The following is an 18,160-nucleotide window of genomic DNA, read 5'->3' as shown; positions in this document are numbered from 1 at the left end:
AGCCGCAGCCTGAGGTGCTCGTGACCAAGATCAAATCGTCCTTTGTCGCGAAAACCTTTCTTGTCTGCTTCGTCAGCGTCCACGTGCCGCTGATTGCGCTTGTCGCCTATCTGTCGATGGGTTTTCAGCTCAGCATGTTGTCGGTTCTCCTTCTCATTCTCGTCGCTACCTTGGTCGGCACGTCGCTGTGCCTTTTTGCGATCTGGCGGCTGCTCAGGCCTCTCAACCTGCTGGCGGATGCCATGAAGCGGTATCCGGAGGACAAGGGGATTTTGAAGCTCTATCCAAAGTCGCCTGACGAGATCGGCACGGTGACCGATATTGCGCGCGCGACGCTCTTGCAGGTCGAGACTTTGACCAAGCAATTGAAACATCAGGCAACTACGGATTTTCTCACCGGGCTGGGAAACCGCCGCGCGCTGATGGAGCAGATGCCGATCATTCGCGCCAAGGCCGCACGGCCCGAAGAAGCCGTGTCTCTCATCCTCTTCGATCTCGATCACTTCAAGCGCATCAATGATGAATACGGCCACGATGCCGGCGACAATGTTCTGATGGCCATCGGCGAAGCCGTGAAGGATCACCTGCGCCCTTACGACTACGCTGCAAGAATGGGCGGCGAAGAGTTCTGCATCGTCTTGCCCGGCGCCGACCTCGCAGCGGCGGAAACAGTGGCAGAACGTTTGCGCCACGCTGTCGAAAGTCGCGTGGTCGAGCCCTTGCCCAAAGGGCGCATCACCGGCAGCTTCGGCGTCGCCCAGGCCCGACCGACCGAGCGACTGCAAGAGCTTCTCCTGCGCGCCGACGCGGCATTGTACTCGGCAAAGGACCAGGGCAGAAATGTCGTGGTTCGGGCGCAGCCTTAAGACGATTGTCGCGCTGGTCCGCATGAATGAAATCCGTTTCCACCCCCTATGCGGGGGGGGGGGGGAGAGCATGAGGCTGGGACATTACGAATATTGATAGGACCTGCGGTGTGAATTCTGGCCCATTGCGTACATCCAGATGTCTGCTTATCCTCGTCTTTTAAGGAAGACCATAGAGGGGAGCGGTTCAACTGAACTACCAAATTGCGATAACCTCAGACACGGCATATGAAGAACTAGTCGCTGAAATCCTCTTCGACAACGGCGAGATGGTGGTGGTGAGCCAAGAGCGATCTATGGATCAGTTCGAGGTGAGCATTTATTCTCGCTATCGGGACAGCGACCCCGCCACCGCTCCTCTCCTCATCGACTTTGCAACGTTTTCCGATGCATTAGCTGATGCAAAGCAAAAGTTGATCTCCTTCTTACCCCGACGGGCCTAGCCTCCTCGACGCAAAGCAGGGTTGATCATCGCTGGTGACTATCAATGCTTGCGATAGCGAAACTGATAAATAGGATTAGCCGTGCTTGATGCGCTCAAACTAAGCCAACAGATTGACGGTGCTTATGACGTGTTTGCTCGATACGGCCGTCCGCTGTTTCTTGACGCTTCGCCGCTACGCGATCCAAAATTGCTACTGAACCAACTGAGCTCAAAGCCGCTAAGGCTTCTCGATGCTAGGGATGTTCAAGAATATGCATTGGCGGCACTAACGACGGTCGGCACTATCGAGGATTACAAGCATTTCCTTCCACGGCTCCTTGAGCTTGCAACGGAGCCCGGTGCCGTGGAGCCTCAGATGATCGCTCTCAAGTTGGAGATGGCGGCATGGCGGACATGGCCAAAAAACGAGCAACGGTCCCTTGAGGAAATTTTTATCCATGCCTGCACGGATGCTTTCAAGCGGCATACGGATGATGTCCTTGCCGGTGATTGGCTCGTCAGCCTTGCGATACTGAACATTGACCCTAGTGGCTTACGGACCGACGTCCTCGCATCAAATGATGACTGTTGCGGCCTTCAAGTTGCCCATCTACTCGTGTCAAGCTGTCTTTTCGAGAGCGATCCCTCTGAGCGAGGCTATTGGGAGGATGTGCCTGAGACCACTATGAAGGAAACTCGCTCTTGGCTACTTAGCGAGGAAACACGGTCGTTGCTTCTATCCGTGAGCCTTCGAATACGCTCGAAGGATAGTTGGCTTCTTGAAAAAGCGATGGCTAGACGAGAAGAGCTGGTTCGAGAGCGCCTTCATTGACAGGCGAACTGGTGATGTCTGCAGTTCGCGTCGAGCGACGGATGATGACAGCTCCCAATAAGCACGTTTTCTGAGCGCTCAGACGATGAAATTGACGGTGTGCCTGAAATCCGTGTCATGATTCCGGATCGGATACCGTCGCAACAGACCAGACCCCCCCTGCCTCCACCCGCACGCACACATTCGTCTCCCCATCCCTCGAAACTACCCGCAATCCGTCACCGGAAGCCACCGTCTCCATCTCAGCTGCATCGATGCGCGACGCGACGCCGAGGCATTTGGCGTGGGCTTCTTTTGCCGTCCAGCGGGTGACGAGCGTTTTATCCGTGGCCCCTTGAAGGGCCAGTCGTTCGGTGGGGGTAAAGCTGTCTTCGGGCGGCGGTTCGGCATCAAGCGGTTCGATATCCACGCCGATGGGGGTCCGGCTGAGGCCGATCAGGCAGTGGGGAAATCGTCCGGCGAGGCTGATGTGCCAGCTTTGTGGATGGAGGACCTGCGGCGCGCCGAATGCGCCTCTGCCGATGATGATCTCGTCCGGGTGCAGGCCAGAGAGCCGCGCCAGAAGGATCTTCGCCAGGCGTCGGCGCAGAGCCCGCATGCCGGCATCCGGCTTGGCCGCCAGATCCTGCAGATCGGCGGCGGAGAGCGATGCTCCCCCCGCCAGTCGTTCCGTCTCGGGCCTGTCGAGGCGCAGGTGCCACACCACCGACGCCTCGCCGGTGGCTATCGTCAGATCGTCCGCGCCGGAAAGCCAGACGATCTCGCTCATGCGCTGCGCACGGGTTGCGCCGGAGAGCCTTCCCATGAGGTGCCCGCCGGCAACGTTTCGCCCTTCATCACGACGGAAAGGTCGCCAAGCTGAGCATCTTCGCCGATTTCGGCGTCGTAGAGAACGATGGCGTAGGAGCCGATCACCGCGCGGTCGCCCACCGTGACGCTGCTGACCTTCATCACCCGGTCTTCGAAGAGATGGGTCTGCAGGCCGGAGAACTCGTTCAGAGCCACCTCGTCGCCGATGCGCACCAGATCATGCTCGGTGACATCGGTCGTGTCGATGAAGCAGTCGCGACCGATCTTGCAGCCGAGCAGGCGCAGATAGGCCGAGATCCACGGCGTGCCGCGCAAAGGCTGCAGAAGGTTCGGCACTGCCAGGTTCTCGTAAGTTGCCGTCACCAGTTCGGTGCGCCAGACGAAGGTGCTCCACAGCGGCTTGGTCGTCGGCTTGTAGCGGCCCATCACCAGCCACTTCAGCGCCACGACCGAGAGACCAGAGGCCAGCGCGAAGCCGATATAGAGGAAGGGGAAGACGGCTGCGATCAGCGTCTGGCTGTCATCGTAATCCTGAATATCGCCGACGATGGAGAACAGGATGCTGAAGAAGGCGAGAAACAGGGTGAGCGGCAGGATCACCCGGATCGCCTCGATCGCAAGGCGCATGGCGACGAGGCGTGGCCGCGGGTTGAAGCGCGCGCCCTCATCGAACAGGCCGACGGCCTGGCGCACGGGCAGCGAAATCGGTGGCGAACCGAACCATGTGCCATCCGGCTTCTCGGCCCCGCCATCCGATGGCGGCTTGGAGAGCACGCCGATCAGCGTACCATCAGCAATCTTGGCCCCGGTCGGCAGCACTGCGGAGTTGCCGATGAAGGAACGCCGGCCGATTCTGGTATGCGCAAGCTCGATGATGCCGGGCTCATGGCGCGCCGCACCAAAGACCACGCCATCGGCAATGAAGCTTTCCGGCCCGATATCGACAAGATCGGGCACGATCTTTGCGGCGGTGGAGATCTCGGCACGCTTGCCGATCCTGACGCCCAGTGCGCGATACCAGGGCAGCACGTAAAGGGTGGCATAGATCGGGTGAAGCAGTGCCAGCGCCAGATCCGTCACCTGCTGGACGAACCAGAAGCGCAGATAGAACCAGCTATGGATCGAGTAGCGCCCCGGTCGCACCGGCCCAAGGATCAGGCGCTTGGCAAAGACGGTCAGAACGCACATCAACACGATATAGGTGAGCGCCAGGAACGGCGAAATCAGCAGGTAGGAATAGCCATCGGTGTTCCAGTCGATTTCGATCATCGCGATCAGACCGGGCGCAATCGGCAGGATGGCGACCACGGGAAGAAGGGCGGCGGCGATGAACAGGCCGACGCCGACGAGAAAGCGGCGCAGGAAGCCCGCCTCGTCATCACGCCGGGCAACACGGCCCGTGGCGGCGCATTTGGCCGGAGAGCCGTTCCAGCTTTCGCCAGCGGGGATCGACTGGTTCATCGGCAGCGAAGACAGATCCTCGAGCGCTGCAGCATCGCCCACCACGCAGTTGCGCCCGATCACCGCCATGGTGCCGATGGACGCGCTGCGGCCGATCTTGACCGAGCCGAGGCGCAAGAGGCCGCGCTCGACGGAGCTGGTGGCGAGCATGGCATAATCGCTGACGATTGCATCATCGCCGATGCTGACGAGGTCGGCGGTGTCGATGGCGACGGTGCCGATAAAGGCACGACGACCGATCCTGGCACCCAGCAGCCGGTAATAGAAGCGGATCATCGGCGTGCCGCTGAGATAGGGTGTGGCGATGATATCGGAAAGGCGGCGCACGAACCACCAGCGCAGATAATAACTGCCCCACAGCGGATAATCGCCCGCCTTGTAGCGGCCGATCACCAGCCATTTGACCAGGATCGCAAAGACCATGCCAAGCGGCGGAATGAGAATGAAGCTCAAGCCGCTCAACAGCAGCGCCGAAACGCGGCCGAAATCTTCGACCAGATAGGTATAGGCCAGATAGGGGAAAAACCATTGCAGCCCGGCCACCGCATAGATCGGCACCAGCGCGATGGTCTGCAGCGTCCAGCAGAGGCGCTTCTGGAACGTGCTGACACGGTGGAACGGCTCGAGGGCGGCGCTCTCGGCCATCACGTGCTCACCCAGGCGCGCGGCAAGCCGGCGGATGGTCGGCGCAGCGTAGAGATCCTGAATGGAAACACCGGAGAGGCCGGGCGCCTTGCGCATGGCCGACGCCAGACGCGCGGCTTTCAGCGAATGGCCGCCGAGATCCTCGAAGAGGTCGTCTTCGACGGAAACCTTCTGCGGCGCGAAAGCCTCAGACCAGATGGCATGCAGCTGCATTTCGAGTGGCGTCTGCGGCGCGACAGCTTCGCGATCCGAGGACGCCACCACCACCGGGCGCTGAAGCGCCTTGCGGTCCACCTTGCCGGAGGCGGGCAGCGTCGGCAGCGCATCGAGTATCTGGTAGGCGGCGGGCCGCATATAGTTCGGCAAGCGGTCAGCCACGCGCTTGCGGGCAGCGTCGATATCGATCACCGCACTGCCCCGCGCCACCAGGAAGGCGGCGAGAAGTTCGGACCCGTCATCATCGCGGAAGAGATGCACCACGGCCTGCGCGACACTGGAATCCTCGGCAATCACCGCTTCGATCTCGGCAAGCTCGACGCGGAAACCACGGATCTTCACCTGCGTATCGATGCGCCCCATGAATTCGATATCGCCGACGGCATCGAGCCGCACGAGATCGCCGGAGCGATAGATCCGCGCGGGAAGCCCGTCCGGCCCGTCGAAGGGCGTCATGACGAATTTGTCTGCGGTGAGATCGGGGCGGTTCACATAGCCGGAGCTGACCCCCGGCCCGCCGATCACAAGCTCGCCTTCGGCGCCGGCATTCACCGGCCAAAGCTTGTCGTCGACGATCCAGGCGGTATAGCCCGGCAATGGCCGGCCGATGGTGACGCGGCGGCCAGGCTGCACCTCCGTCCATGTGGCCGTCACCGTCGTTTCAGTCGGACCATAGGTGTTGAGGATGCGGAGGCCGGGGCGCGCCCAGCGGTTCACCAGATCCGGCGGGCAGGCTTCGCCGCCGAGATTGACGATGCGCAGCGTCGGAAGCTCGGTTTCCACCAGCGTGAAGAGCGATGGCACCACGTGCCAGACGGTGACGTTTTCCTCAGCCAGCGTGATCGCCACATCCGGGCCCGCTCTGTGCAGCGCTTCGTTGGCAACCAACAGTTCGGCACCGGCGGAAAAGGCGCTCCACATGGTCTCGATCGACATGTCGAAGGCCACGCTGAAGCCGCCGAACACCTTGTCGGTGTCCTCGATCGCCAGGATCGCGCCTTCGGCCCGCAGGAAATGGCAGGCGCTGCGATGCGAGATCATCACGCCCTTGGGGCGACCGGTCGTTCCGGAGGTGTAGATGATATAGGCGAGATCGTCGGGAGACGCGCCGATTTCGGCCCGCGTGATCGGCAGCGCATCCTGCGCCGCAAGATCGCCCAGAGTCTCGTTGACCACCAGCGTCTGCACCCGCATGGCACCGGCACGTTCGGCATCGGTCACGATCAGCGTGGCGCCGCTATCTTCGGCAATGAAGTCGATACGGTCCTGCGGATAGGTCCAGTCCACCGGCACATAGCAGGCACCGGCCCAGAGCGTACCGAGGATCGCCATATACTGATCGAGCCCGCGCGGCAGGCAGATGACAACGCGATCGCCACGTCTCACCCCCATGGTCTGCAGCGTGCGGGCAAAGCGAATGGCGCGTTCAGCCAGTTGCCCGTAGGTCAGCTCAGTCCGGCGGCTATATTCGGGATCGTTTCCCAGAAGCCGAAGCGCAAGTTTGGACGGATAGCGCCTGGCCGTCTGCTCAAAAATTTCCTGCAACATCTCGTCGCGGGCGTAAGGTTCATCCTCTCGGACGGGAAGCGACGGGGCAATCGGCGCAAAAACGGTCAATTCCAACGGCCTTTCGGCCACATTCCAGTCCATGAAGTCACCAAAATATACAGAGCAGCATCTTAAATGCCGCCGCTATACATCATTTGGAATTGCGCCGAAAGAAGGTGCAAGAAAAGGCCAAATGCAGAATTTTTGGGCAGGCGCGATTGCCATCGCTTTAGGCAGTCAACCCCGCCGCTGGTAGCGCGCCCGTAGCCAGAAGACCAAGAAGAAGGCGAGCACCGCCGCAACATCGAAGGCCGCCGCCAGCCACACCGAATAGGTATTGGCAAGCCACAGCGTCACTGTCGGGATGATGTAGAACAGAAACCCGAAGCCGAGGATGATGGCGATGGCGGCAATGGCGGCCGATGTCGTATCCTTGCCGCTCATGCTGGAGCCCCGGCGGGAAGATCGGCACGGATATCTTCCAGCTTGCGCTTTTGCGTTCCGTCTTCGTTGAAGTTCTCTGGCGAAAGCCATGCCTCGAAGGCCTGACGGATCACCGGCCACTCGCTGTCGATGATCGAGAACCACGCCGTATCGCGGTTCTTGCCCTTGGAGATCATGTGCTGGCGAAAGACGCCTTCAAAGGTGAAGCCGTAGCGCTTGGCCGTTGTCTTGGACGGCTCGTTCTCATTGTGGCACTTCCACTCGTAACGGCGGTAACCGAGATCGTCGAAGACATGCCGCGCCATCAGATAATGGGCTTCGGTGGCAAGCGGCGAGCGCTTCATCTTCGGGCCATGGGCAACCGAGCCCACCTCGACCACGCCATTCTTCGGATCGGGCCGCATATAGGTTGCCATGCCGACGACGTCGCTGCTCGCATTTTCGATGAAGACCAGTGTCACCCATTGCAAGCTCGTTGCCATGCTCTCGATCCAGTCGCTGAAGGCGGCCGCATCGGCAAAAGGCTCGTTGGGGAAATATTTGATCAGCTCATTGGTGCCGAGCCCGCCAAGCGCATCCCAAAGCGCCTGCTGGTGCGCCGCTCGATCAAAGGGAACGGCGGTCACGAACCGGCCTTCGAGCGTCACCGGCTGCGGTGCTGGACATCCTTTGAACTGGCTGAGATCGCGCATGTTTCCTCCTGAGCGGTTCCACCCAGAGGAATAGGTCAGCCATCGATCAAAGACAACCGACCTCTGATATGGAATAATTTGATCGATCAGACCTTGGCAGCCGAAACGGTGGCTTCGATATGCTCCACCAGCGCATCCGGAAGGCCAAGACGACCGGCAAGAAGATCGAGATAGCCGCGCTCGGCCCGGCTGTCCGGCTCGATGGTGAGACGCGAGGCGGTGTAGATTTCCACCTTCTGCTCTTCGGTCGTTGCCGCAGCCACCAGCGCGTCGATATCCAGCGGATCGGCCAGTTCCTTCTCGATGAAGGCTTCCGCCTCATGGTCGAGACCGGAGACCTTGACCTTCTCCATGATGTGGGCACGTTCGCCTGCGTCGATATGGCCGTCAGCCTTGGCCGCGGCAATCATCGCCTGCACCAGCGTCAGCGCGAAACTGTTGGACAGCGCGGGAGACTGCGGGTGGAACGGGGAATCGACCGGCGGCGGCAAAAGCTCCTGCGTCGGCTGCGGCTGGGTCACTGCCTGCGGCGACTTGCCGGACTGATAGTTGCGGTAGGCGAGATAGCCAAGACCGGCGATGGCGGCGATACCGCCGACGGCGGCGGCATTGCCCGCAAGCTTGCGGCCCGTCTTGGTGCCGAAAATGGCTGCGGCCAGTGCGCCGGCCTTCATCGGATTGTTCTTCGCAATCTCTGCGGCTTGGCCTGCACGGTCCCGCACGCTTCCTGACAGCCCAGGCACCTGCGAACCCAAAAACTGGTCGAGAAGCTTTTTCGCGTCGAACATCAAAATCTCCTGTTTGCGTCAATGTCGAAACAGGAGATAGGGAGTGTACGGCCGATTACAAATGGCAGGGATCTTCACGCCGTCGTGAACGGCATGAACGAGCGATCAGCCGCGAAGCGCTGCGGCTTCGGCTGCAAGCTTGGTAATGCCCGCCCAATCGCCCGCTGCGATCAGTTCCTTGGGCGCAACCCACGAACCGCCAACGCAGACGACGTTCGGCAGCGACAGATAATCCTTGGCGTTCTTCAGCGAGACGCTACCCGTCGGGCAGAACACGGTGCCGGCGAGCGGAGAGGAAAGCGCTTTCAGGTAAGGCGCACCACCGGCCTGTTCCGCAGGGAAGAATTTCAGAACCTTGTAGCCCGCATCGCGCAGCACCATGACTTCGCTGGCGGTGGCGGCACCTGGAAGCAGCGGCACGTTGGAGCTTTCCGCAGCGTCGAGAACGCTCTTGTTGACGCCGGGGCTGACGATGAAGGTGGAACCGGCCTTGGCGGCGGCATCGAAATCCTTGGCGTTCAAGATGGTGCCGGCGCCCACATGCGCACCTTCCACCTCTGCGGCGACGGCGCGGATGGCATCGAGTGCGACAGGCGTGCGCATGGTGATCTCGATGGCTTTCAGACCGCCTTCCACCAGCGCGCGGGCCAGCGGCACGGCAGAGGCCAGATCGTCCACGATCAGCACGGGCACCACAGGTTGAAGTTTCAGGATGGAAAGAAGCTTTTCGGAGTCCTGGGCCACGGCGTTATCTCCCGCTTTTGTATCGATTGAAATTGCGCTTTCAAATACCGCGACCATTCCGCCGTGTCGAGGCCGGGCCAACGATTTCTCATTTATTGCTTTTTCATGACAACTACTTGGTTTACCGTCCCGACAAAACAGCGCAGGGTGTTGAATGGCAAAAGAAATCGAACGCAAGTTTCTGGTCCGCAACGATGAGTGGCAGCGAGAAACGACGTCTCGGAAATCGTTCCAGCAAGCCTATATCGCCTCCATGGAAGACCGCTCGGTCCGCGTTCGGATCATGGACGATACCGATGCCCGGCTCACCATCAAGATCGGCACCGGTGCGCTTGTGCGCGACGAATACGAATACCCCATCACGGTCGAAGACGCCCGCGAATTGATGACCACAGCGCTTGGCATCGTCATCGAAAAGACCCGCTATACGGTGGATCACGAAGGCTTTGTCTGGGAGGTTGATGTCTTCGACGGGCTGTATCGCGGTCTCGTCGTTGCAGAAGTCGAGATGAAGCAGGAAACCGACCGTCCGGCACTTCCCGCATGGCTTGGCCCGGAAGTTACCGGCGACCGGCGCTATTCCAACCAGCATATGGCCTTGGAAGATTTGAGCGGGGAGCTGTGCCATGTCCTTCAGGATTGATCCCACCCGCTCCTTCGTCGAGGAGATCAAGCATACCGGGCGAGAGCTCATCGACGACGCCATCGCGCTTTTGAAAGATCAACCGGACGGAACGGACCGTGCGGTGCATGATGCCCGCAAGAAATTCAAGCGCATCCGGGCGCTCTATCGCTTCCTCGAAAAGGAGGCGCCGGATTTCCGCAAGGCGGAAAACGCCCGCTTCCGCGATATCGCCCGCTCCCTGTCAGCCGCGCGCGATGCCGCAGCGCTGGTGGAAACCATCACCTATCTGCAAGGCGTCGCCCGCTCCGATGCCGAGCGCGACGCGTTGGCAACTGCCCATGATGTGTTGAGCAGGCGCCGTGATGCCGCAACCCACGAGGATGGCGACCTACCAAAGCGGATCGAAGACGCCATCCAGTCCTGCGAAGACGGCAAGGAAGCACTCTCAGCCTTGTCGCTCTCTCACGGCGAAAAGACCGCGCTGAAGATGATCCGCAAGACGTGGGAAAAGCAGCGTCGCAAGGCGCTCGATGCCTTGGGCCTCTGCCACGGGCAAGCCCATGACGAGTATTTTCACGACCTGCGCAAAAGCGGCCAGGTCTACTGGATGCATCTGGCGCTGCTACAAAAGCTCTGGCCATCCGCCATGCGCGCCAAGAGGGCGGACGCCAAGCAACTGGTCAAACTGCTGGGCCACGAACACGACCTCTCCGTACTCGCCGCCTTCGCGGACCGTGAACCGGACAGCTTCGCAGGCGGCGAAACCCTCGCTTTGCTGCTCGACGCCATCATCGACCGACAGCAGGCACTGCGCGAAGAAAGCCTGAAACTCGCCGACCACGTCTTCGCCGAGACGGCCGCCCGCGAGGCCGAGATCGTCGCGCTTTTGTGGAAGCATGCGGCGCGATAGGGCGGCGGATGCTTCCAGGCCTGAGCCCAGCACTCGCAAATGCTTTCGACCTTCGCTACCGAAGATGGCGATCCGGTTGATTTATGCCGCACGCTGAACGGAAACGGTCACTTCCATACCCAGCACGTGCAAGGCCTCTTGAAGCAGACCGATCTTGGTGGCGTGATCGGGATCGAGAATTCTGCGTGCTTCCTTCTCTTCCCTGCCGATGCGGCGCGCCAACTCGCTTTTGGATATACCCGACGACTTGAATGCCTGGATCACGCCCAGCTTGAGCGCAACATCCGCTTCGACAGACACCGGCGTTCCTTGCTTTGCCGCTGGCTCAGGAAGGTTGCCACCGTCCTGAAGGATGCCACGAAGGGCAAGACCCAGCGCTTCCCGCGCATTGGTCAGCGCTTCTTCTCTCGTCTCACCCGCGGTGATGGCTTCCGGCACATCTGCGAAGGTCACAACGAAACCGCCATCAGGATCTTCTTCGATAGTCGCTATGTATTTGAACAACATGCGTTCCTCAACTTCCTTTGTGCGCAGTCCAACTGACGGGGTGCTGCATCAATCGATGCCAAGCTGCTTTCTCACCAGTCGCACATAAGTGGGTGTGAGTTCACCGGACTTGATGGTTGTCATCTTGCCATTGAGCTTTACCCGATAATGCGAACCTTTTCCCTTGTCTTCGAAAATCTCCAAGTCGAGTTGCCTGTCTTTGGCGATCTTGCGAAGCTCTCGAAGAAACTGCTCGCGCTTCATTTTTGCTCCCTGTGTGGATTTCGATTTTCGGACATTTTTGTCCGAGCTTCAATCGAAATCGTACAGAAGGTACGAATTTTTCGGCCACATCAATGGAGCAAAGAGATTGGATACTTGCCAGAGTTCGACCCATGGCTTTCTTGACCAGCTCTGTGAACTTGCGCGGAGCCCCAAGCAAATCCAGCGCAATCAGGATTGCAACCACGCCCGGATGGCTGTATTTCAGCGCCCATGACCGACACTGCGACATCCTTCCGCCCGGACGCCACCGCCGAGGCGACGTCTTCCAGTTCCACCCTCTCCGGTGCCGCTGGCGATTTCCTCGTGGCAGCGCTGTACCACTTCGCTCGCTTCCCGCGGTTCGAGAGCGTGCGCGATAGCCTCTTCAAGCTCTGTCAGGAACAGGGTGTGAAGGGCACGCTGCTTCTGGCAGCGGAGGGCATCAATGGTACGATTGCCGGAACCGATGCAGGCGTGCAGACCGTGCTCTCCTATCTTCGCGCCCAGCCGGAATTTGCGAGCCTCGAGCACAAGGAAAGCCGCGCGTCGAAAATGCCCTTCGTGCGCATGAAGGTGAAGCTGAAGAAGGAAATCGTCACCATGGGCGTGCCGGATATCGATCCCAATCGGATCGTCGGCACCTATGTGGAGCCGAAGGACTGGAACGCGCTGATCTCCGATCCGGATACGATCGTCATCGATACCCGCAACGATTACGAGACCGCAATCGGCCTCTTCAAGGGCGCGGTCGATCCGCAGACCAAGACGTTTCGCGAGTTTCCCGATTGGGTGAAGAACAATCCCGGCCTGCACAACAAGCCGAAGATCGCCATGTATTGCACCGGCGGCATTCGCTGCGAAAAGGCCACGGCCTTCATGAAGGAACAGGGCTTTGAAGATGTCTTCCACCTGAAGGGCGGCATTCTGAAATATCTGGAAGAGGTGCCGGAAGAAGAAAGCCTGTGGGAAGGCGCCTGCTTCGTCTTCGACGAGCGCGTCTCCGTGGTCCACGGTCTTGCCGAAGGCGACCACCAGCTTTGCCACGCCTGCCGCAACCCGATCACCGAGGAGGTGCGCCTGTCACCGCTCTTCGAAGAAGGCGTCTCCTGCCCGAGCTGTTACAACGATCGGACCGAAGAAGACCGCCAACGCTTCCGCGACCGCCAGAAGCAGATCGATATTGCCAAGAAGCGCGGCGAAAAGCATTTGGGGCGGTAGTCGCCCTACAAATCACGAAGCCTTCAACTGCTCCATCGGCGCATCTTGCTGCGCCAGCAACTCGTGAATGCCTGCGGCAGGGAGCGGCTTGGAGAAGAGATAGCCCTGTAGTTCGTCGCAGCCGCAGATTTGCAGGATGACGGCCTGGTCCTCGGTTTCGATGCCTTCCGCCGTCACCGGAATTCCAAGCGAGCGGGCAAGTGCCACGGTGGCGGTGAGCATTTCCAATGAACGACCACCCTCTTCCAGCGCCACGACCAGCGACTTGTCGATCTTCATCCGATCGAAACCGAAGCGACGCAGATAGCCGGTGCTGGCAAAGCCCGAGCCGAAATCGTCAAGCGCGATGCTGAGCCCGATCTGCTGCAGCTTTTCAATGACGGCCTGGGCGCGCTCTGGATGATGAATGAAGTAGCCTTCGGTCATTTCCAGCATCACCCGCTCCGGGGCAATGCCGGTTTCGTCCAGCACCTGCACCACATGTCCGGCGAAGGCTGGGTTGCGGAACTGGACAGGCGAGATGTTGATGGCGATCTTCAGCTCCGGCCAGCCGGCCGCTTCCTTGAGCGCCGTGCGCATGACCTGCATGCCGAGCTTGTCGATCAGCCCGCCTGATTCCGCCGCTGCAATGAAGACATCCGGCGAAACCGGGCCATAGCCTGGGCGGTTCCAGCGGGCAAGCGCTTCCACTCCGATGATACGGCGGCTCAACGTAGAAACGACTGGCTGGAAGGCGACGCGGATTTCGTTGTTGTCGATGCCGTATTTCAGATCGGCTTCCAGCTGCTTGCGCTCTTCACGGCGCGCGTCGAGATCAACCTGATAGGCGAAGTAGCGGCCGCCACCGCCTTCCTTCGCCTCATACATGGCCATATCCGCCCGCCGCAGCAGTTCCTCGCCATTGATATCGCCACCCTTGGAGACGGCCGTGCCGATGCTGCAGCCGATTGCGGCAACGCGGTCACCCAGCATGAAGGGTTCGGAGACGAGCTCCAGCAGTGCGTCGCAGAACATGCGCCCCTCGATACGGGCATTGGGACCCTGCAGCGCAACGGCGAATTCGTCGCCGCCAAGGCGCGCCAGCAGAGCATCCTTCGGCGCGAGAACCTTGAGGGCCGCGGCCACCGCCTTGATCAGCAGATCTCCCACCTCGTGGCCGAAGGAATCGTTCACATCCTTGAAGCCATCGAGATCAAGATAGATGAGTTCCACATAGGAGCCGTCCGCATTCGCCGCTTCCGTCATGCGCTTCAGGCCACGAAACAGGCCGGGACGATTATGCAGCCCGCTCAAGCGATCGACCAGAAGCTCTTCGCGCATGACCGCTTCCTCACGTCTGAGCTTGCGGATGACGGCAAGGCCGAAGATGAAGAGCACCAGGAAGAAGACGCCGACAATGGCAAAGGCGGTCAGCACCCGCGGGCGCACCTCGTTGAGGCTAACATCGCCCGGCATGGTGGAGGTCCAGGTCAGCTTGCCAAGGATATCGCCATGCGGATCGACGATATCGACATAATAGGGTGTGGCCGCAAGGCCGGGTTCCAGCGACAGCCCATTGACCAGATAGGTCTGGCCGAGCTTGGCGACCTTGTCATCGGTCAGATGGCGAACGAACACCAGGTAGCGCTTGCCGAGCGCGGGGTCGAGCTCACCGGATTTCTTGCGCACCAGCGCCACACCGGCGGCGGCAATGCCATCACGCGTGCGGATGAAGCCAGCCATTTCGGGCTTGGTCCCCGGTCCAGCATTGCGGATCCGGTTGATCATTTCAGAAATGCTGGCACCGAAATAGGAGCCGACGCTCCAGGGTGCAGGCGCGCCATTCTGATAGGCCAGCAGCACGCCGTCCCGATCGTCCAGAACGACCGCGGTATCGAATAGCTCGCTATTGACGGTCATGTTGCCGTAATTGCTGATGATCCAGTCAGCGCCATCGGCCGCATACACAAAACGGGCGGCATCGTCCCAAGCGGCGTAATCATTCAGCGTCGCACCAAGCTGCTGCACAAACGTGGACAGCGCACCGCGTGCCGTCTGGAGAGACCGTTCCTCGTCAAGCCGGTTGGCCATCTGTGTGACATTGGTGAGTGCTGAGAGAACGAGCGCTGTGATCAGGATGACGATCAGCGCAAAGGCGAAAAGAACACCTGCAACCGCAGATCTCCTGCCGATCATCCTCATGCTGCCCTGCCCCACACTAAACGTACTTGCACACTCTCTTAAAAGGCCATGGTGCGGGCGAAACATTCAAAAGAGATTAAGGGTGTGCGCAGAAACTTGGTACAAAACGTACAATTCTGCCACCTGGGCAAGAAAAAGCCCCTTCGGCGGTTGCGGAAGGGGCGATTTTCTACACGTCATCGCAAGGGCGGCCATGCCATCAGCAATCGACCGATCTGAACCTTAGGACAGCCTGTTACCAGGACGGGATGACGGTGCCGTTATACTTCTCAAGAATGAAGCTCTTCACTTCCGGGCTGTGGTAGGATTCGACCAGCGTCTTGACCCAAGGCTTGTCCTTGTCTTCTGCGCGCACGGCAATCACATTCGCATAGGGAGACTTTTCGCTTTCGATGGCGATCGAATCCTTCTTCGGGTTCAGACCGGCAGCCGTTGCGTAGTTGGTGTTGATCACCGATGCATCGGTATCATCCAGCGAGCGCGGCAGTTGTGCGGCATCCAGTTCGACGATCTGGATGTTCTTCGGGTTCTCGGTAATGTCGGCTGGCGTGACCTTGAGGCCAACAGCTTCATTCACCTTGATCAACCCCTTGGACGCCAGCACCAGAAGTGCGCGGCCGCCATTGGTCGGGTCGTTGGGAATGCCGACGGTCGCGCCATCCTTCAGCTCGTCCAGGCTCTTCACCTTCTTGGAGTAGACGCCCATCGGCGTGGTGATGGTGGTGCCGACGCTGACGAGATCGAACTTGCGATCAGCGATCTGATTGTCGAGGTAAGGCTGGTGCTGGAAGGAGTTGGCCTGCAGCTCGCCATCGGCCAGCGCCTGGTTCGGCACGACGTAGTCGGAGAATTCGAGGATGTCGATATCGAGACCCTTGGTCGCGGCAACCTTCTTCACCTGCTCCATGATCTGCGCATGTTCGGCAGGCGTGACGCCGATCTTGATGGTTTCCGCCAGCGCGCTGCCGGCAAACAGTGCTGCGAGAGAAGCAGCGATGATAAGCTTTTTCATGAGGTGTCTCCTTTAGTTTGTTATCTCTTGAGCGTGGGGCGAACCCCCGCATGTTGAATGTCAATTCTTGCGGTTGCGTTTGTCGAAGCTGCGGGCGAGCGCGTCACCGGCGCTCTGCACCAGCTGCACCAGCACGATGAGAACGACGACCACCGCCAGCATCACATCCGGCATGAAGCGCTGATAGCCGTAGCGGATGCCGAGGTCTCCGAGCCCGCCGCCGCCGACGGCACCGACCATTGCCGAGTAACCGATGAGGCTGACGAGTGTCAGCGTCAGCGCCAGCGTGATGCCGGGCTTGGCTTCGGCCAGAAGCACCTTGGTGACGATCTGGAGCGGTGTGGCTCCCATGGCACGCGCTGCCTCGATCAGCCCCTTGTCCACCTCGCGGATGGCCGCTTCCACCAGTCTTGCAATGAAGGGCACGGTGGCCACCGTCAGCGGCACGATGGCGGCATTGGTACCGATCGAGGTTCCGGCGACCAGTCGGGTGAAGGGAATGATCGCCACCACCAGAATGATGAAGGGTGTGGAGCGCGCCGCATTGACGATGAAGCCGATGATGCGGTTTGCCATCGGCGCTTCGAACAGTTCGCCCTTGCCGCTGGTGGCAAGGAAGATGCCGATGGGCAAGCCAAGCAGCGAACCGACGATGCCGGACACCGCCACCATATGCAGCGTCTGGATCAGGCCCTTGAGGAGAATGTTGAACAGCATATCAGGCGACATAGCCAAGCACCTCCGTCGTCAGACCCGTTTCGTCGTAGACGCGTTTGGCCCGCGCCAGCACATCCGGTGTTGCGGGATAAGAGACGACCAGCGAGCCGAAGGGCGCACCGGCGATCTCTTCTATGGTTCCGGCCAGAATATTCACATCAGGGCCGATCTCGTTGACGAGACGGGCGGTAAGCGGCTGGAAGGCCGTATCGCCGAAGAAAACCAGGCGCACCAGAATGCGGTCACTTAGGCCCCCCGGTTCGCTCTTCAGGCCGGAGGTCACCCAATGCGGCAGCTTGACGCCGACGGCGGATGACAACAGGCTGCGGGTCGTTTCATGGCGCGGGTTCGTGAAGATATCGAAGGTGGAGCCCTGCTCGACGATCAGGCCCTTGTCGATGACGGCAACCTGCGAGGCAATGGTCTTCACCACTTCCATCTCATGGGTGATGAGCAGCACGGTCAGTCCGAGTTCTGCATTGATGCGCTTCAACAGTTCCAGGATCGATTGTGTCGTCTCAGGGTCGAGCGCGGACGTCGCCTCGTCGGAGAGCAGCAGCTTCGGCTCAGTGGCAAGCGCACGCGCTATGCCCACACGCTGCTTCTGCCCGCCGGAAAGCTCCGCCGGATAGCGCTTTGCCTTGTCACCCAGCCCGACCAGATCGAGCAGCGGCCCGACCTTGCGCTTGATGCCCTCCTTCGAGACGCCGGAAATTTCCAGCGGCAGCGCGACATTGTCATAAGCGGTACGCGACGACAGCAGGTTGAAATGCTGGAAGATCATGCCGACGGAACGGCGAAGGGTGCGCAAGCCGCTCTCGTCCAGCGCACCGACATCGACGCCATCCACCACCACCTTGCCCGACGTCGGTCGTTCCAGCCCGTTGACGAGGCGGATCATGGTGGATTTGCCGGCACCCGAACGGCCGATAATGCCGGATATGCCACCGCGCGGAACGATGAAATCGACGCCCGCCAGCGCCGTAAAGGCAGACTGGCTGCCGCTGCCACCAAAGGTCTTGGTGACGGCATCGAAGACCACCATCGGGTCGGCTGTCGATGTCGGGACCGAGCGCTCTGCGCTCTTTGAAATTTCGGAATTCATGCCATTGCTCTTGAGGAGTTGCGTCTTTTCATTGCGGCAACCGGCCCATCGGGCCACAACCGGTCATGCCGCCATCTGGCACATTCGACAATGAAAGACATCTGAGAGCATGGTCGACTTTCCAAGGGTGATGGCTTTCCGCCGAAGTCCGTGGAGGACATAGCGTGTAAGC

At 60.2% G+C, this 18,160-nt stretch carries 17 protein-coding genes; 5 read left to right on the top strand and 12 right to left on the bottom strand.

Annotation, left to right across the window (positions count from 1 at the left end; translation table 11 throughout):
• Window positions 1–20 precede the first annotated feature (20 nt).
• Window positions 21–866, top strand: a complete 846-nt coding sequence (locus tag ACTJK5_RS00260) for a diguanylate cyclase (RefSeq protein WP_274102983.1) — start codon at window positions 21–23, stop codon at window positions 864–866.
• Between the two features lie 524 nt (window positions 867–1,390).
• Window positions 1,391–2,122, top strand: coding sequence for a hypothetical protein (locus ACTJK5_RS00255; protein ID WP_440611590.1), 732 nt, complete (start codon window positions 1,391–1,393; stop codon window positions 2,120–2,122).
• A 115-nt stretch (window positions 2,123–2,237) separates the two neighbouring features.
• Here ACTJK5_RS00255 and ACTJK5_RS00250 read toward each other — a convergent pair whose 3' ends face one another.
• The 6 genes from ACTJK5_RS00250 to ACTJK5_RS00225 form a co-directional block, all read right to left on the bottom strand.
• Window positions 2,238–2,891: a 4'-phosphopantetheinyl transferase family protein gene (locus ACTJK5_RS00250; RefSeq protein WP_440611589.1), complete on the bottom strand. Its 654-nt coding sequence runs from the start codon at window positions 2,889–2,891 to the stop codon at window positions 2,238–2,240.
• A complete protein-coding gene (locus ACTJK5_RS00245) occupies window positions 2,888–6,904 on the bottom strand; it encodes a Pls/PosA family non-ribosomal peptide synthetase (protein WP_440611588.1) in 4,017 nt (1,338 codons plus the stop codon). The genes ACTJK5_RS00250 and ACTJK5_RS00245 overlap by 4 nt, the downstream gene beginning before the upstream one ends.
• 135 nt (window positions 6,905–7,039) lie before the next feature.
• Window positions 7,040–7,246 carry a hypothetical protein gene (locus tag ACTJK5_RS00240; protein WP_116491883.1) on the bottom strand — a complete coding sequence of 69 codons (207 nt, stop codon included), beginning with the start codon at window positions 7,244–7,246 and terminating at the stop codon, window positions 7,040–7,042.
• A complete protein-coding gene (locus tag ACTJK5_RS00235) occupies window positions 7,243–7,938 on the bottom strand; it encodes a GNAT family N-acetyltransferase (protein ID WP_440611587.1) in 696 nt (231 codons plus the stop codon). Before ACTJK5_RS00235 ends, ACTJK5_RS00240 begins: the two co-directional genes overlap by 4 nt.
• Before the next feature lie 86 nt (window positions 7,939–8,024).
• The gene (locus ACTJK5_RS00230; protein WP_062427782.1) at window positions 8,025–8,726 is read right to left on the bottom strand and encodes a tellurite resistance TerB family protein; all 702 of its coding nucleotides are present in this window, start codon (window positions 8,724–8,726) and stop codon (window positions 8,025–8,027) included.
• 105 nt (window positions 8,727–8,831) lie between these two features.
• On the bottom strand, window positions 8,832–9,470 hold the full coding sequence (locus ACTJK5_RS00225) for a 2-dehydro-3-deoxy-phosphogluconate aldolase (RefSeq protein WP_062427961.1): 639 nt from the start codon (window positions 9,468–9,470) through the stop codon (window positions 8,832–8,834).
• Window positions 9,471–9,624: 154 nt separating this feature from the next.
• On the opposite strand from ACTJK5_RS00225, the gene ACTJK5_RS00220 reads away from it, so the two are divergent.
• Both ACTJK5_RS00220 and ACTJK5_RS00215 read left to right on the top strand, forming a co-directional pair.
• Window positions 9,625–10,113: a CYTH domain-containing protein gene (locus tag ACTJK5_RS00220; RefSeq protein WP_313592690.1), complete on the top strand. Its 489-nt coding sequence runs from the start codon at window positions 9,625–9,627 to the stop codon at window positions 10,111–10,113.
• Window positions 10,097–11,005, top strand: coding sequence for a CHAD domain-containing protein (locus ACTJK5_RS00215; protein WP_440611586.1), 909 nt, complete (start codon window positions 10,097–10,099; stop codon window positions 11,003–11,005). The genes ACTJK5_RS00220 and ACTJK5_RS00215 overlap by 17 nt, the downstream gene beginning before the upstream one ends.
• A gap of 81 nt (window positions 11,006–11,086) precedes the next feature.
• Here the strand turns inward: ACTJK5_RS00215 and ACTJK5_RS00210 are convergent, their stop codons facing one another.
• Both ACTJK5_RS00210 and ACTJK5_RS00205 read right to left on the bottom strand, forming a co-directional pair.
• Entirely contained in the window at window positions 11,087–11,512 is a 426-nt protein-coding gene (locus tag ACTJK5_RS00210; RefSeq protein ID WP_440611585.1) for a type II toxin-antitoxin system HicB family antitoxin, read from the bottom strand.
• Between the two features lie 48 nt (window positions 11,513–11,560).
• Entirely contained in the window at window positions 11,561–11,755 is a 195-nt protein-coding gene (locus ACTJK5_RS00205) for a hypothetical protein (RefSeq protein WP_112520896.1), read from the bottom strand.
• A gap of 231 nt (window positions 11,756–11,986) precedes the next feature.
• Between ACTJK5_RS00205 and trhO the strand changes: the two genes are divergently transcribed.
• Window positions 11,987–12,973, top strand: a complete 987-nt coding sequence (trhO, locus tag ACTJK5_RS00200; RefSeq protein ID WP_427928815.1) for an oxygen-dependent tRNA uridine(34) hydroxylase TrhO — start codon at window positions 11,987–11,989, stop codon at window positions 12,971–12,973.
• A gap of 12 nt (window positions 12,974–12,985) precedes the next feature.
• Here trhO and ACTJK5_RS00195 read toward each other — a convergent pair whose 3' ends face one another.
• The 4 genes from ACTJK5_RS00195 to ACTJK5_RS00180 all read right to left on the bottom strand — a co-directional run bounded on the left by ACTJK5_RS00195 (window position 12,986) and on the right by ACTJK5_RS00180 (window position 17,928).
• Window positions 12,986–15,220, bottom strand: a complete 2,235-nt coding sequence (locus ACTJK5_RS00195) for a putative bifunctional diguanylate cyclase/phosphodiesterase (protein ID WP_440611584.1) — start codon at window positions 15,218–15,220, stop codon at window positions 12,986–12,988.
• Between the two features lie 169 nt (window positions 15,221–15,389).
• The gene (locus tag ACTJK5_RS00190; RefSeq protein ID WP_296014423.1) at window positions 15,390–16,166 is read right to left on the bottom strand and encodes a MetQ/NlpA family ABC transporter substrate-binding protein; all 777 of its coding nucleotides are present in this window, start codon (window positions 16,164–16,166) and stop codon (window positions 15,390–15,392) included.
• A gap of 60 nt (window positions 16,167–16,226) precedes the next feature.
• On the bottom strand, window positions 16,227–16,895 hold the full coding sequence (locus ACTJK5_RS00185) for a methionine ABC transporter permease (protein WP_111849307.1): 669 nt from the start codon (window positions 16,893–16,895) through the stop codon (window positions 16,227–16,229).
• The gene (locus ACTJK5_RS00180) at window positions 16,885–17,928 is read right to left on the bottom strand and encodes a methionine ABC transporter ATP-binding protein (protein ID WP_440612546.1); all 1,044 of its coding nucleotides are present in this window, start codon (window positions 17,926–17,928) and stop codon (window positions 16,885–16,887) included. The genes ACTJK5_RS00185 and ACTJK5_RS00180 overlap by 11 nt, the downstream gene beginning before the upstream one ends.
• Window positions 17,929–18,160: the final 232 nt, after the last annotated feature.

Origin of the sequence: Agrobacterium sp. 22094 (genome assembly GCF_052046015.1) — a bacterium.
Classification (GTDB): domain Bacteria; phylum Pseudomonadota; class Alphaproteobacteria; order Rhizobiales; family Rhizobiaceae; genus Agrobacterium; species Agrobacterium cavarae.
The sequence above is the reverse complement of the archived record's forward strand: the minus strand, read 5'-3'. Positions and strand labels throughout refer to the sequence as shown.

Bases quoted from the DNA above. Each gene is read 5' to 3' on its own strand.
- ACTJK5_RS00240 (WP_116491883.1), bottom strand. From the start codon at position 7,246: ATGAGCGGCAAGGATACGACATCGGCCGCCATTGCCGCCATCGCCATC.
- ACTJK5_RS00215 (WP_440611586.1), top strand. From the start codon at position 10,097: ATGTCCTTCAGGATTGATCCCACCCGCTCCTTCGTCGAGGAGATCAAG.
- ACTJK5_RS00185 (WP_111849307.1), bottom strand. From the start codon at position 16,895: ATGTCGCCTGATATGCTGTTCAACATTCTCCTCAAGGGCCTGATCCAG.
- ACTJK5_RS00210 (WP_440611585.1), bottom strand. From the start codon at position 11,512: ATGTTGTTCAAATACATAGCGACTATCGAAGAAGATCCTGATGGCGGT.
- ACTJK5_RS00235 (WP_440611587.1), bottom strand. From the start codon at position 7,938: ATGCGCGATCTCAGCCAGTTCAAAGGATGTCCAGCACCGCAGCCGGTG.
- ACTJK5_RS00205 (WP_112520896.1), bottom strand. From the start codon at position 11,755: ATGAAGCGCGAGCAGTTTCTTCGAGAGCTTCGCAAGATCGCCAAAGAC.
- ACTJK5_RS00195 (WP_440611584.1), bottom strand. From the start codon at position 15,220: ATGTTTCGCCCGCACCATGGCCTTTTAAGAGAGTGTGCAAGTACGTTT.
- ACTJK5_RS00180 (WP_440612546.1), bottom strand. From the start codon at position 17,928: ATGGTGGTCTTCGATGCCGTCACCAAGACCTTTGGTGGCAGCGGCAGC.
- ACTJK5_RS00250 (WP_440611589.1), bottom strand. From the start codon at position 2,891: ATGAGCGAGATCGTCTGGCTTTCCGGCGCGGACGATCTGACGATAGCC.
- ACTJK5_RS00245 (WP_440611588.1), bottom strand. From the start codon at position 6,904: ATGGACTGGAATGTGGCCGAAAGGCCGTTGGAATTGACCGTTTTTGCG.
- trhO (WP_427928815.1), top strand. From the start codon at position 11,987: ATGACCGACACTGCGACATCCTTCCGCCCGGACGCCACCGCCGAGGCG.
- ACTJK5_RS00220 (WP_313592690.1), top strand. From the start codon at position 9,625: ATGGCAAAAGAAATCGAACGCAAGTTTCTGGTCCGCAACGATGAGTGG.
- ACTJK5_RS00190 (WP_296014423.1), bottom strand. From the start codon at position 16,166: ATGAAAAAGCTTATCATCGCTGCTTCTCTCGCAGCACTGTTTGCCGGC.
- ACTJK5_RS00230 (WP_062427782.1), bottom strand. From the start codon at position 8,726: ATGTTCGACGCGAAAAAGCTTCTCGACCAGTTTTTGGGTTCGCAGGTG.